Below are 12,525 nucleotides of genomic sequence, written 5' to 3'. Positions count from 1 at the left end.
TGCTGTCATTGGATTTTCCTATTGCGTCCACTTATCTGTTTGCCTTGTACCTTTACCAATTGTGATGTATAATTTACAAAATTGATGTCACGGAATTAAAGCAAGGAGGAGCAGAAATGAATACAAAGGATTTAGAATATATTACGGTTGTCGCTGAGGAAGGTAACATCACAAGAGCAGCTCAGCGCCTGTTTATCGCACAGCCCTCCTTGAGTCAGTGCATCCATAAAATTGAAGAACAGCTGGGTACACAGCTGTTTGTCCGTACCAACTCGGGAATCACGCTGACTTATGCCGGTGAAATTTTTCTGGATGCCTCCAATAAGATTTCAAAAACATACCGCGACATGGAAAACGCGATTTCCGACATGAACAACATGAAACGCGGGCGGCTGGTCGTGGGGGTACCAACATTGCTGGCCTGTCAGATCATGCCGCGAATCTATTCCAATTACGTCCAAAAATATCCAGGCATGGACGTGATCCTGTATGAGCAGGAATCCAAGACCCTGGAATCCTCGTTAATCAAAGGAAAGACCGATCTGGCCATCATGGCCCTTCCCCTGGGAATGGATTTAAATTATGAAACCATTTTTACCTGTGAGATGGTCCTTTGCGCTCCGCCCAACCATCCCCTTTTAAAGTTTGTTGACCCTGAAACCAATATCTTTGACATCACACAACTGAATAACCAGCCCTTTATTCTGGCAAGGCCCCATCAAAAAACCCGTTTTGTGGTAGACTCGATTTTAAAAAAAGCGGGGATCACTGTCCAGACCGCCCTTATGACCAGCAGTTCCGAAACAGCCATGTTTCTTTCCGTCCATGGGCTTGGCTTTGCGATCCTTCCCGAATTTGCCATCCGGTATTATCAGCCGCTGCTGCCGATCACCTATTACCGCATTGACCCGAAGTTCGCTTCCAACTGGACTGTTGTCGTGGCCCACACCAAGAACGACTATCTTTCAACGGCTGCCCAGCTGTTCATCGAAGAGATCCACGCCTTATACAGCGGCGGCAGCACCCCCCTGCGATAAGACACCTCCCGCCTGCTATCCCCGGCAGATCATTTTCTTTCCAGTATAAGTACATCACAGGGATCCCGCAATAACCAAAATTTCCCAATTTCAGCCTGATGGTTCTGCAATTGGGAAATTTTTTTAGAAACATATCTGTCAGCCCCGCTGCTTCATTCAGAAAGGAAAAGCTGAGGAGAAAACCTTGATCATAACAGGCATAAATGCCATTACACAAATATAACGCACCAATTGAAGAACCATAACTTTCGATGCATCCCCGCCCAATTCCAGGGAAATGAGCGCCATATCTGAAAGCCCCGCGGGTACTGAGGCAAACAGGCTGGTCGATAAATCCAGTGGGTTTGTCTTATAAATGAGCAGCCCAAGGACATAGTTCATCAGAATGCAGTTGATTGTCACCAGTATTACGGGGACCAGAAGTTCGTGGAAATGTTGTATATCGTGCATCGAGATGCCGGTACCGATAACAGTTCCGGCACAGTTTTGTGCCAGCAGCCGCAGCCGCTTCGGCAGGTATGCCCTGCTATAGCGGATATTGTATGCCGCAACGGCAAACAGCGAGAATACAATTGCCCCCGCAGGGAATCCGCTCAGCCTACCCGCCGTGCCCGATACGGCTGCGATCAGCAGCGTTATCAATGCGTTTTTGCGGGTACAGGCCTTTTTTGGCTTTTCCTGAGGTTTCTCATGGGAAAGCGGGGTGACGGGCTTCTGCCCGATCTTTTTGCGGTCAAACCGACTGCAAATCCATGTTGCAGCCTGTGGGAGCACCAGAATTGCGATTAAATAGCGCACCAGCTGCAGCGCCGTTGACTGTGTCGGGTCCGCCCCCACATCGGTGCTGATCATTGCTATATCAGACATTCCTCCCGGCACAGAAGAAAGCAGGGCGGTGGTAATGTCCACATCCGACACGGCGTGGATTACGATGCCGGTCAGAAAACTGAAGAACACAATTCCCAAAAATAGCTGCAGGGACGGTTTGACAGTGGTCTTCATCTCTCGGACATCATTCAGAGAGATTCTCTGCCCGATAAAGCCTCCGGCAATTGCCTGAACGGCAACCCTCACCAATTTGGGGAAACAGCCCATTCCTGTAAGAATATTGAAAACCGCACTGAAAATAATCGCACCCACCATCGCACCGGCCGGGACTTTCAATTTATAAAACAAGAGAGACCCTATTGCGCTAATCAGGACAGTCAGTATCAGATTCATTTTTCATCGAATGCTCCTATGTTTAATGGGGTATAGGATTTCTTTTTATTATAAAATCGGCAGAGTAGTTTGTCTAATACTTAACTTTGATTGCCGCTATAGAAATTCCCTATTAAGCAATGAAAGGACGGAGACAAGTCTAAGCACCCTGATTATCCTGCCATAGATAAAATATAATGGTTCCAATCAAATTTATGTATTTGCCCAATAGCAATAAACTGGATATACTTAGTACCAACAATTACGGTTTAGAAAGATTTAGAAAGCAGGGAAAATATGATCAAGGGAAGAGACCAAAAGGCTATCGTGAAAAAGCTGCAGACTGAAATTCAGAAAGCGGGGCTGGATGCCCTGATTCTGACTTCCGCAGATGGCGTTTTTTACAGCACCGGCTTTGCGGTACGCAGCCTTTACCGTTCGGGGAAAACCGGAAACGCTGCCGCAGTAGTCACCGCAGATGGGGATGTAGCGCTGATCTGCAGTGAATTTGAAAAAAACGCCGCAGTTATGGTCTGTGATCCAAGTATTAGGATTGAAGCATATCCTGTCTGGATTTACATAGAGGACTATGCTACAGAGCAGATGACAAAAGAAGTGCAACCGGATCTCAACAAGACTTACCATATGGCTGTAAATCTGATTCCAAGCAAGAAAGACGGCGTCAAAATCGGTGTACAGAGCAAGTGGGTTACCTATGAATCCGGATGTTACCTCAGAAAAGTGTTCGGAGACCATAATGTTGTCGATTGTACCAAAATTCTGAGCGACGCACGGATCACCAAGACACCCTGGGAGATAGAGGTACTGCGCCATAACGCACAGCTTGCGGAAAAGGCAATGAATATTACGGCTAAGACCATCGTTCCGGGGATGACAACGGTGGATGTGCACCACATCTTTCATAAAACCTGCCTGAAACTGGCGCCCGACATGACGGCTGTAAGCCAGTCCCACACGGTGGGTTCCGATTTTGCCCCGGCATGGATTCCGCAGCCCCGGAGAATTGAAAGAGGCGATCTCATCAGGCTGGACGGCGGCCCCTATACGGACGGCTATAAGTCGGACCTCGGCAGAACCTATGCAATCGGGGGGGCTGCTTCCAAAGACAAAGAAGAGCTTTACGCGGCACTTTGGAGAGGCTATGAATTTGCTGTCCAACACATGGGACCCGGCGTGAAAATGTCTGATATTTTTCATGGAACACAGCAGGCAATCGGTATCAAAAACTATGTGCGGGGACATCACGGCCATTCTATCAGCTGTGATATATCGGGCGAAGAGGCTCCGTTTTTCGCGCCCGGCGAAACGCGAATCCTGGAACCGGGGATGGTGCTGTGCTTCGAAACTCCTTTTTACAGTTCAACAAGGCAGACTTATAACATAGAAGATACCCTGCTGGTGACTGAAAACGGAATCGAGCTCTTTACAAAAGCATCCCCCTCCCTTTATTTTTGATAGTTAAAAGCATAAAGAAACCCACAGATTGGTTTAACAAACCAATCTGTGGGTTTCTTTATGCTTTACATACCGTTGGAATAAACGCGCTCGCGTTCCGATAGGTAAGACCATACATTCCGGCTCTCTGCTGATGATTTTATCGTACATATGGCATCATCGCGGCATATATTAAAGTGAAAAGATACATTCTGGGAGGTTTTTTGAGATGCAATTGCAATTTCCATTTTTAGGGTATCAGGAAGAATGTGAAAAGGTTCCTGTACAGTTTCCGCCCCAGCACCAGGATACACAGCCAGGTTTAGAGACGCAAATGGAACCAAAGCCTATTTTTGACAATCCAGCCTATACCGGCAGCGGCAAGCTCAGAGGCAAAGTCGCGCTGGTAACCGGTGGTGACAGCGGAATCGGCAGGGCGGTATGCGTCGCTTATGCCAAAGAAGGTGCGGACATCGTGATCGTCTACTATAATGAACACGATGATGCAAACTTTACAAAACGTTACATCAATCATCTGGGCGGCAGATGCTTACTGCTCTCGGGGGACCTGCGCAACGAGGCTTTCTGCCAGCAAGCAGTAAAAAGCACCATATCGACATTCGGGCGGTTGGATATACTGGTCAACAATGCGGGTGTGCAGTTCCCGCAGAATAGCCTGGAAAACATTTCTGCCGGGCAGTTGGAAACTACTTACCAAATTAATGTTTTTTCCATATTTCATATTACCAAAGAGGCCCTGAAATATCTGCCGGCAGGAGGTGTGATGATCAATACTACCTCAATCACTGCATACCGCGGCGACGACCTGCTGATTGATTACTCATCCACGAAAGGCGCAATTGTTTCATTTACCAGAGCAATGGCACGCTCTCTTGTATCAAAAGGCATCCGGGTGAATGGAGTTGCACCCGGCCCAATATGGACCCCTCTCCAGCCTGCCAGCTGGCCTGCCGATTATATTCCCACATTCGGATCGGAAACCCCTATGAAGAGGGCAGGACAGCCATTTGAGCTGGCTCCTACTTATGTATACCTTGCTTCTGATGATTCTTCCTATGTCACAGGACAAATTCTCCATGTTGACGGCGGTTACTCCATGCAGTCTTAACAGCGCTGTCTTACACAAAAAAGCCGGGGCCGTATAGAGCCCTACCCATCGTTTCTGAAAAGCTGTTTTTGGTAGTGCTTATACAACACAGAAAATTTGTTGACGTATCCTTTATTCCATGGTTTTTGCCGGCCGCAGAAATGCAGAATAACAGTATGGTCCATGATCCAGTCGACATCTTTCAATCCGGAAGACAATAAATAGTAAATGTTGCTTTTCCTTGCATCAAAATTATAAATACTGTCATCCAAAGGTTTTATGCGGTCCCAATAAAGTCCGTTCAGGATATCCTGATCCGGCAATATAAGCTTACTCTTATTTTTTTGAACATAGAAAAAAATATCTTTCGAGTTCATTTCATTCCGTTGAAGAGCCAGATTCATCAGCAGAACGCCCGAATTATAATACTCCGGCATATCATAGGTATTGAGTCTCAAACGATTAATACGGGAAGTAACCTGAGTAAGCGCGGTATGAGAGGCAGCCGCAAACAAATAGCCGGTAAGATCTGTTTCATACAAACTGTCAAGCGGGTTGATCACCAGAATATCCGGGTCAAGATAAAGAATCCTGTCCAGATTTTCCGGCAGGATTTTATAAGCCAGCAGCCGATAATACATCGCTTTTGTATAGCGGCCGCTGATTGGCGCGTCAGAAAACAGGTCGTTATCCATTTCAACAGGGATCAAATTTGAGCCGTCTTGCCGAACCCATTCGGAAATTTCTTCTATCTGCTGTGGAGGAATGTCTGAATAAACCATATAGACGTCGAAAGCAACGTTTACATGGTTTGAAAAAATGGATGACAACATCACTTTCAGCGGAAGTATATAATTTTGATCAAGCGTAACCAACAGGTTGATTTTTTGCAATGATCGTTCACCTCATTTGCTTTGCCGTAACAGCCACAATTGTAATATATCACAAATTGTATCAATCAACAATGGGCATTTGAGGAATTGCCAGTGATATAATTTCCACAAAGTAATGTCTCATCATCAGCTTTTGTCTGGTGATGGGACATCAGGGTTGATTTTTTCTCCCGTCTACCGGCACAGGATTTCTCCCGCAGGTTTTTTCCGGTTTTCACCGTTGAGCAAGACAGGAACTCCATTGACCATGACCAAGTGAATTCCACTGCTGTAAAGTGCCGGATCGAGATACGTTGCCCGGTCCTGTATCTCAAATCGGTCAAATATCACCAGATCGGCGCAGCTTCCCTCCTGAATCAGCCCCCGGCCTGACAGCGAAAATGTTTCAGCGGGCAGACCCGTCATTTTGTGAATCGCCTGTTCCAGTGTCAGCAGCCGTTTCTCCCGCACAAAGCGGGAAAGAACCCGCGGGAAGCTGCCGTAGAGGCGCGGATGAGGATGTGCGCAGACTTCCCCGTCGGTGCAGAAGTTCTGTTCCGGCCGCTGAATCAGCGAATCAAGTACGTCTTCACTCCCGTAATAATCGATGATTCCGACCCCGCTTTCAGAGAGGAGCAGGTCAAACACCGCATCAAGCGGATCTTTCCCCTGCATCTCCCCCAGCTCCAGCAGGTTCCTGCCGATGAACTTTGCATTCTGCGATTTTGTGATGACAATGCCGTCCAGACCGGCAAACTCCACAAAATTATCCCATTGGCTATTCGTTTCCAGAATTTCCTCTTTCATTTTCCTGCGTGTGGGAAGATCACGCAGTCGTTCGCACAGCTGTTCCCTGCCGCCTTCATGTGCCCAGGGCGGCAGCAGGACGCTCAAAGCCGTACATCCGGCTGTATAGGGGTAAAGGTCGAAGGTGACGCGGATTCCGTCTTGTTTCGCTGCATCGAGCAGCGCAAAAATTCGTTCGGCCTTATTCCAGTTTTGTTTTCCACAGATTTTAAAATGGGAAATATGCAGCCGGACACCGCTTTCCCGGGCGATTTTAAGAAGCTCCTCCATAGAGGAAAGAATCTCGTTAGCCTCGCTGCGCTGATGAACAGCAAACACCCCGTCGCGGCGCGCCACAACCTTGCAAAGCGCGATTAATTCTTTTGTATCTGCAAAACAGCAGGGGGCATAGATCAGGCCGGTGGACAACCCCAGCGCACCTGATTGCATCTCCCGTTCCAGCAGCGCGCACATCGCTTCCATCTGGTTGCTGTCCGCGAATCTGTTTTCCATCCCCATGACCGCCATACGCAGGTTTCCGTGGGGCACGAGATACCCATAGTTCCCGCTGACGCCGAGCCGTTTCATCCGGGCCAGGTAGTCCGCAACCGAACCGCACGCCGCCCAATCGATCTTGGGGTCAAGCCCTTCAATTTCTTCCACCTGCGCCTTCCAGACCGGAAGATGCCCGGCGGATACCGGCGCGAGGGAAATCCCGTCCTGCCCCAGAATTTCAGTCGTGATGCCCTGACGGAGTTTCGGTTCCATCAGCGGGTCGCTGAACAAATGTGGCCCGCTGTGGCTGTGGGTATCAATAAAGCCCGGACATACAATCCCGCCGTCCGCGTCAATGACTACCGCATCCTCTGCTTCCACCTTTTCGGAAACCCGCATGATTTTCCCATGATCAATAAGCAGTTCCCCCCAGAAACCGGGGGCGCCGCTCCCGTCCACAATCCAACCGTTTCTAATGATAAATCTTCCCGTACTGTGCGGGTCTGACATCCGAACACGCATTACAGGCCCTCCCAGAATTTTTTCGCTGTCTCCCGAACCTGCCTGTTTGCGGCATCCTCATCCAGCGTGAGCAGGCGGCGGCTTTCCATCAGCTGCCGGCCGTTTACAAAAACGTCTCTGACATACTCTTTTTTTCCATAGACAACCAACTGGTCGAAGATGTTCTCCGGGGTCACCGGCGTTAAAAACTGATCGTCCAGAACGATAAAGTCGGCAAGATATCCCGCCCTCAACCTGCCGAGGTTATCATAGCCAAGGCAGCGCGCGCCAAATTCGGTCGCCATGCGAAAAACCAGGGAAGCGGGCATTACGGCGGCGGATTGCTCCTTTGCCTTATGAATCAGAAACGCCGCTTTCATCACCGTAAAGAAGTCGTTGATATATCCATCGCTGCCAAGGCCGACGCAGATTCCCGATTCCAGCATCGAGGGGACAGGGGCAATCCCTCCCCCGACCTCGCAGTTGCTCAGCGGCATATGAACGGTTTTTACCTTTCTTTCTGCAAGCAGCCGGATTTCTTCCGCGTCCACCTGCACGCACTGGGACGCCAGCGTATCGGCATCCAGCGCACCGCAGGCATCATAAATTCCGGCTGGCCGGGGATTTACGGAAGGCTCATAGACGCTTTCGGACAGATGGAACTGAAACAAGGCACCCTCCTCACGGCTCATCGCCTTTGCCCTGCAGATAAACTCAGGGGTACAGGTAAAGGTGGTGTGGGTGCTGACAGCCCCGCGTACCAGCCTTGCGTGCTCTTTCAGCCAGCGGGCGGCGCGTACGTTCTGCGCAAGGCAGTCTTCCCCGTTTTGGCTGCCCGCCCGCTGGGAGCTTTCCAGCGAAACGATGCCGCGCAGGCCGATTTCTTCAAGCAGCCTGCCCTGTTCCACCAGCGTGTCCGGTTCGCAGAAAGGGGCTTCCAGCGTGTCGCAGAACGCTGTGACGCCGGATCGCAGCAGCTCCGCCGCGCCGGAACGCGCGGTGGACAGCACCTGCGCTTTGCGTACGCGGTCCTCCACCATCGGCCACCAGTAGAGCTTCAGGAATTCTTCGAAATTATGCACCGTCACATGGTTCGGTATGCCGTGGGAAAGGACGCCGTACAGGTGAATATGGGCGTCGACAAAGCCGGGCAGCAAAATCGATGCGCTGCGGTCGATCACATGCGTCAATTTTCCGTCCCTGTGCAGTTGATCAATCTCCGCGTTTGGCAGCACCGCATGAATCTGATCTTTGTCGCATATCAGGCCGTAATTTTGATAAACCCTGTCATAGGAGCAGACCAGCCATTTTGCTTTGACTGCAAACATTGCCATTCCTCCCCTGCTTTATCCGTTTCGTCACGTAAAATCCAGTTTCCGGCGGACAAATTTTCCCTGATGCGCGCACAGCACACCGTCCTTTACCACAAACTCTCCGCGGCTGAGCACCGTCCGGATTAAAATGTTCTCCTCACAGCCCGAATAGAGAGAGTAGTCCGACCGCCCGTAGAGGCGAAAACCGGGACGCGGGGCAATTTCCTCATAGATAGCGATATCCGCGTCCGCACCCTCGCAAAGGATTCCCTTTTGCGGAAACAGCCCGTGAATCTGCGCCTGATTGCGTGTAAACCGGTCGATCACCCGGTCGCCGAACAGCCGGTACATCTGAAGAAAGCTGTTCCCCAGCCCGTTAACCCCCATGGGGATGGCATCAATATCCAAGTTCTGCTTTTCCGCCCGGGTATAAGGGCAGTGGTCTGTTCCGACAGTATCAATCTCATCAAACGCGCCGACCAGTTTTTCCCGCTCGCTGCCGCTCCTTAGGGGCGGGATCATGGTATACAGCGCGGCGTCTTTTCCGGAATACACGGAATCGTCAAACAGGAAATAGTGCGGGCAGCTTTCGAGAAAAAACCTACGATGGAGGATATCCCCGAACCGTTTGTTCAGCTCCTGCACCGTGCTGCCGCAGCTGACATGTACCATATAGGTCATACCTTCGTAATAATCGGTCATTTCCGCAAGCTGCACCGCTTTGGAAAGTTCACAAATAACCGGCCTGCGCCGCGCATAATCCTCAATCCGCTTGAAGCCCCAATCGATCAAATCGTCGTTTTCCGTATGGGAAAGCAGCATCACATCTCTGTCGGAGGTACGTTTCAGCAGTTCCCCGATATGAAGATCATCGGAAAAAATCCCCGCCTGCTTATAGGTGGTATAAACCTTAAAGGAGGGAATTCCCCGTTCCAGCATGGCTTTTGCAAGTTCCGGAACGTTTTTTGGCTGCCGTACTCCACAGTGAAACGCATAGTCTACCACGCTGTCTTTCGCAAGCGACATACGAAGTTCGAAATTCCGGACAGCTTCCCCAGCATCGCAAGCCTCGTCCAGAAAATCAATCACGGTGGTAACGCCCCCCAGCGCGCCCGCCGCGGTGCCGGAATAAAAGCTGTCGGCCGAGGTAAAGCGGCCGTTCTGCGCCTGCAAATGCACATGGCTGTCAATCAGCCCGGGAATCACCGATGCGCCCGCCGCATCATAAACCGCTTTTGCCTCAAGGTGCGCGGAGGAAATCTGCTCAATCCTGCCGTTTTTAATAAACAGATTTCCAGAAGTCCATTTTCCGTCCTGATAAAGGCATCCGCCCGCAATTTCCAGATCATACATGGTTATTCCGCCTTTCGCCGCAGAGTATGGTCATCCAAGCAGCGCCTGAATGACAGCGTAATAACATTCCGCGGCTCCGGTCAGCTGATCGACCTCGATATACTCATTGATGGTATGCGCAAGGTTTTCGCGCGAAGGGCCAAGGCCGAATGTTTTGATTCCCGCCTCGCCCGCGTAGTGGCTTCCGTTTGTGCAGAAATTATATTGCGTGATTTCGGGCGAAAAACCCTTTGACTCCAGCTTGCCGACAACCGCCTGGACAAACGGTTCGTCAGGCTGATACAGCCACCCCGGGAAGAAGCGTTCGCCTTCAATTTTGTTTCCGGTATAGCAATGCTCCTCTCCGTGCGCGTAGGAAACTTTCGCGCGCAGTTCCGGATCCTCCGCCATCATCCGGTCAAGCAGTGCCTGCAGGGGCGCCAGCACCGTTTCCTTGGTCTCCCCCACCAGCAGGCGGCGGTCGTAAGTCGCCATGCAGTATTCCGGCACCACCGATGCCCCCGGATATGGGCTGGACTTGATGTCGGTCAGTTCCAAAATTCCTTTGCCGAGCACCGGGTGTTCCGTGGGCGCCAGCTTGCGGATTTCCTCGATGACACGCGCGATTTTATAAACCGCGTTGATTCCCTTTTCCGGATTGGCGGAATGGGCCGGCTTGCCGAAAACCTCCAGCTTGATTTCGCCGCGCCCACGCTGGCCGATTTTCACATTGAGCTGAGAGGCCTCGCCGATCACGACATAGTCAGGTTTGACCTGCGTGCTGACCGAACGGGCGGCAACTCCCTCAAAGCATTCCTCATGCACCACGCCCGCCAAATAGAGCGAGCCGGAGAAGTCGCATCCGGTATCCTGCGCAAAGTCTGCAATCGCGCAGGCCATGGCGGCGACAGCGCCTTTCATGTCGGAAGTGCCGCGTCCGTAAATTCTGCCGTCGTGGATTTCTCCTCCAAATGGCGGGTGGAGCCACTCTTCAGCGTTCGTAACCGGAACGGTATCAATATGGCCGTCAAACAGAATTTTCGGGCCGGGGTGTTTGCCGTGAACACAGGCAATGATGCAGCCGTATTCATTTACCTTGACTTCGTCGAACCCCCGCTCACGGAAAAAGCCCGCCAGTTCCCCGGCAACACCACCTTCTTCACCGGAATAGCTCTGAATCTGCACAAGCTTTTGGCACAAATGAATGACCGCTTGCTCCCTTTGTTTTGTCAGCATGAAACCAGCCCCCTATTCACTGTAATGCAATTCTTCGGGCAGACAGATACGCACAGCCCGCAGCTGCGGCATGCCGCCTCATCAACCGCCATATTCCCATCTTCATCCAGTGTCCGGACCCCATAAGCGCAGACCGTTACGCAGCGGCCGCAGCCGATGCAGCTTTCCTTCTGAAATCCCATATGAAAACTGCCCGTCGCCTCCTGTTCCGGCAAATGGGAGAGTGCCATCCCCCGGATAGTGTCCAGGCCGCCATACCCGTGATCGTCAAGATAGCGCTCAATCCCCCTGTTCAGCTTCCCGATTGTTTCAACGCCCATCAGGATCGGCGCGGTGCAGATGCCCAGCGCGTCCGCGCCCGCCATCGTGAACTCGATAGCGTCCTGCCAGGTCGTAATGCCGCCAAGGCCGATGATGGGGCAATCGAACTTCTGGCGCAGCTCCACAATTTTCTGCAGAATAATCGGTTTGATCATCGCGCCGGACAGCCAGCCTTTCCCCTCTTTACCTCCCAGCACCGGCCTGCCGGTTTCAATATCAATTTTCATGACCGGGCCGATGGAATCACATGCGGTAAACCCGGCGCATCCCGCTTTCCTGCATGCGCCGGCAACCTCCAGCATATCCCGATAGTTGGCGGACAGTTTCGCAATCATCGGAACCGTACAGTATGGGCGCAGCGTTTCAGCCATCGTTTTCAGCTCGGTTTCATCGTATGACACAAGCTCGATCATGTCGGCGCCCGCCTCAATCATCCTTGTGACAAGTTCCGGCCAGGCGCAGAGGGAAACGCCGATACTCGCAATGACCACCACTCCCGCGGCTTTGGCCTGCGGTATCTCGTTTGCTATCCAGCGTTCCGGGCCGTAATCCGACCATTTTTCGCAGTTGATCAGCGTGTTCATCCCGCAGCTCGCCATATGGTTCACTGCGTTCTCAGCCGCTTCAAGATTAATGGTTTTCGTAACAACGGCCCCCGCTCCCGCCTGATGCAGACGGATAAGGCCAGGCGCCCCATAGCTCAGCGGTCCCGAGCCGATAATAAACGGCGACTGCATCTCTATCCCGAACAAGCGATATCCCATATTGTTTTTCCGATCCCTTCCAAAGTTTCACCGTCTGGGCAGAGCTGTCTGTTTTCCGGAGCAAGGCTCCGGCTATCATACCCGCCGCGGCCGTACCTTCTTTCT

General features: G+C 51.4%; 10 protein-coding genes. 3 read left to right on the top strand and 7 right to left on the bottom strand.

Annotated elements, in window-relative coordinates; translation table 11 throughout:
- The first annotated feature begins 116 nt into the window (after window positions 1-116).
- Window positions 117-1,037 (top strand): LysR family transcriptional regulator, encoded by a 921-nt coding sequence (locus C1A10_RS07685; RefSeq protein WP_101909690.1) that lies wholly within the window; start codon window positions 117-119, stop codon window positions 1,035-1,037.
- 156 nt (window positions 1,038-1,193) lie between these two features.
- Here C1A10_RS07685 and C1A10_RS07680 read toward each other — a convergent pair whose 3' ends face one another.
- Complete coding sequence (locus C1A10_RS07680; protein WP_101909689.1) at window positions 1,194-2,258, bottom strand: AbrB family transcriptional regulator; 1,065 nt, start codon at window positions 2,256-2,258, stop codon at window positions 1,194-1,196.
- A 276-nt stretch (window positions 2,259-2,534) separates the two neighbouring features.
- Here C1A10_RS07680 and C1A10_RS07675 point away from each other — a divergent pair, with 276 nt between their 5' ends.
- Window positions 2,535-3,713, top strand: a complete 1,179-nt coding sequence (locus C1A10_RS07675) for a M24 family metallopeptidase (protein ID WP_101909688.1) — start codon at window positions 2,535-2,537, stop codon at window positions 3,711-3,713.
- A 208-nt stretch (window positions 3,714-3,921) separates the two neighbouring features.
- On the top strand, window positions 3,922-4,821 hold the full coding sequence (locus C1A10_RS07670) for an SDR family oxidoreductase (protein ID WP_101909687.1): 900 nt from the start codon (window positions 3,922-3,924) through the stop codon (window positions 4,819-4,821).
- Between the two features lie 41 nt (window positions 4,822-4,862).
- Here the strand turns inward: C1A10_RS07670 and C1A10_RS07665 are convergent, their stop codons facing one another.
- The 6 genes from C1A10_RS07665 to C1A10_RS07640 all read right to left on the bottom strand — a co-directional run bounded on the left by C1A10_RS07665 (window position 4,863) and on the right by C1A10_RS07640 (window position 12,420).
- Complete coding sequence (locus C1A10_RS07665; RefSeq protein WP_242968866.1) at window positions 4,863-5,693, bottom strand: glycosyltransferase family 8 protein; 831 nt, start codon at window positions 5,691-5,693, stop codon at window positions 4,863-4,865.
- Between the two features lie 174 nt (window positions 5,694-5,867).
- Window positions 5,868-7,475, bottom strand: a complete 1,608-nt coding sequence (locus C1A10_RS07660; RefSeq protein WP_242968865.1) for an N-acyl-D-amino-acid deacylase family protein — start codon at window positions 7,473-7,475, stop codon at window positions 5,868-5,870.
- Entirely contained in the window at window positions 7,475-8,782 is a 1,308-nt protein-coding gene (locus C1A10_RS07655) for an amidohydrolase family protein (RefSeq protein ID WP_101909686.1), read from the bottom strand. Before C1A10_RS07655 ends, C1A10_RS07660 begins: the two co-directional genes overlap by 1 nt.
- A 30-nt stretch (window positions 8,783-8,812) precedes the next feature.
- Window positions 8,813-10,120, bottom strand: coding sequence for a dihydroorotase (locus C1A10_RS07650; RefSeq protein ID WP_101909685.1), 1,308 nt, complete (start codon window positions 10,118-10,120; stop codon window positions 8,813-8,815).
- Window positions 10,121-10,150: 30 nt separating this feature from the next.
- Window positions 10,151-11,335: a YgeY family selenium metabolism-linked hydrolase gene (locus tag C1A10_RS07645; protein WP_101909684.1), complete on the bottom strand. Its 1,185-nt coding sequence runs from the start codon at window positions 11,333-11,335 to the stop codon at window positions 10,151-10,153.
- Complete coding sequence (locus C1A10_RS07640) at window positions 11,329-12,420, bottom strand: dihydroorotate dehydrogenase (protein WP_101909683.1); 1,092 nt, start codon at window positions 12,418-12,420, stop codon at window positions 11,329-11,331. The genes C1A10_RS07645 and C1A10_RS07640 overlap by 7 nt, the downstream gene beginning before the upstream one ends.
- Window positions 12,421-12,525: the final 105 nt, after the last annotated feature.

It is taken from the genome of Marasmitruncus massiliensis, from assembly GCF_900186535.1.
In the GTDB taxonomy this organism is placed as follows: domain Bacteria; phylum Bacillota; class Clostridia; order Oscillospirales; family Ruminococcaceae; genus Anaerotruncus; species Anaerotruncus massiliensis_A.
The sequence above is the reverse complement of the archived record's forward strand: the minus strand, read 5'-3'. Positions and strand labels throughout refer to the sequence as shown.

Bases quoted from the DNA above. Each gene is read 5' to 3' on its own strand.
- C1A10_RS07670 (WP_101909687.1), top strand. From the start codon at position 3,922: ATGCAATTGCAATTTCCATTTTTAGGGTATCAGGAAGAATGTGAAAAG.
- C1A10_RS07645 (WP_101909684.1), bottom strand. From the start codon at position 11,335: ATGCTGACAAAACAAAGGGAGCAAGCGGTCATTCATTTGTGCCAAAAG.
- C1A10_RS07650 (WP_101909685.1), bottom strand. From the start codon at position 10,120: ATGTATGATCTGGAAATTGCGGGCGGATGCCTTTATCAGGACGGAAAA.
- C1A10_RS07680 (WP_101909689.1), bottom strand. From the start codon at position 2,258: ATGAATCTGATACTGACTGTCCTGATTAGCGCAATAGGGTCTCTCTTG.
- C1A10_RS07640 (WP_101909683.1), bottom strand. From the start codon at position 12,420: ATGGGATATCGCTTGTTCGGGATAGAGATGCAGTCGCCGTTTATTATC.
- C1A10_RS07660 (WP_242968865.1), bottom strand. From the start codon at position 7,475: ATGCGTGTTCGGATGTCAGACCCGCACAGTACGGGAAGATTTATCATT.
- C1A10_RS07655 (WP_101909686.1), bottom strand. From the start codon at position 8,782: ATGTTTGCAGTCAAAGCAAAATGGCTGGTCTGCTCCTATGACAGGGTT.
- C1A10_RS07675 (WP_101909688.1), top strand. From the start codon at position 2,535: ATGATCAAGGGAAGAGACCAAAAGGCTATCGTGAAAAAGCTGCAGACT.
- C1A10_RS07685 (WP_101909690.1), top strand. From the start codon at position 117: ATGAATACAAAGGATTTAGAATATATTACGGTTGTCGCTGAGGAAGGT.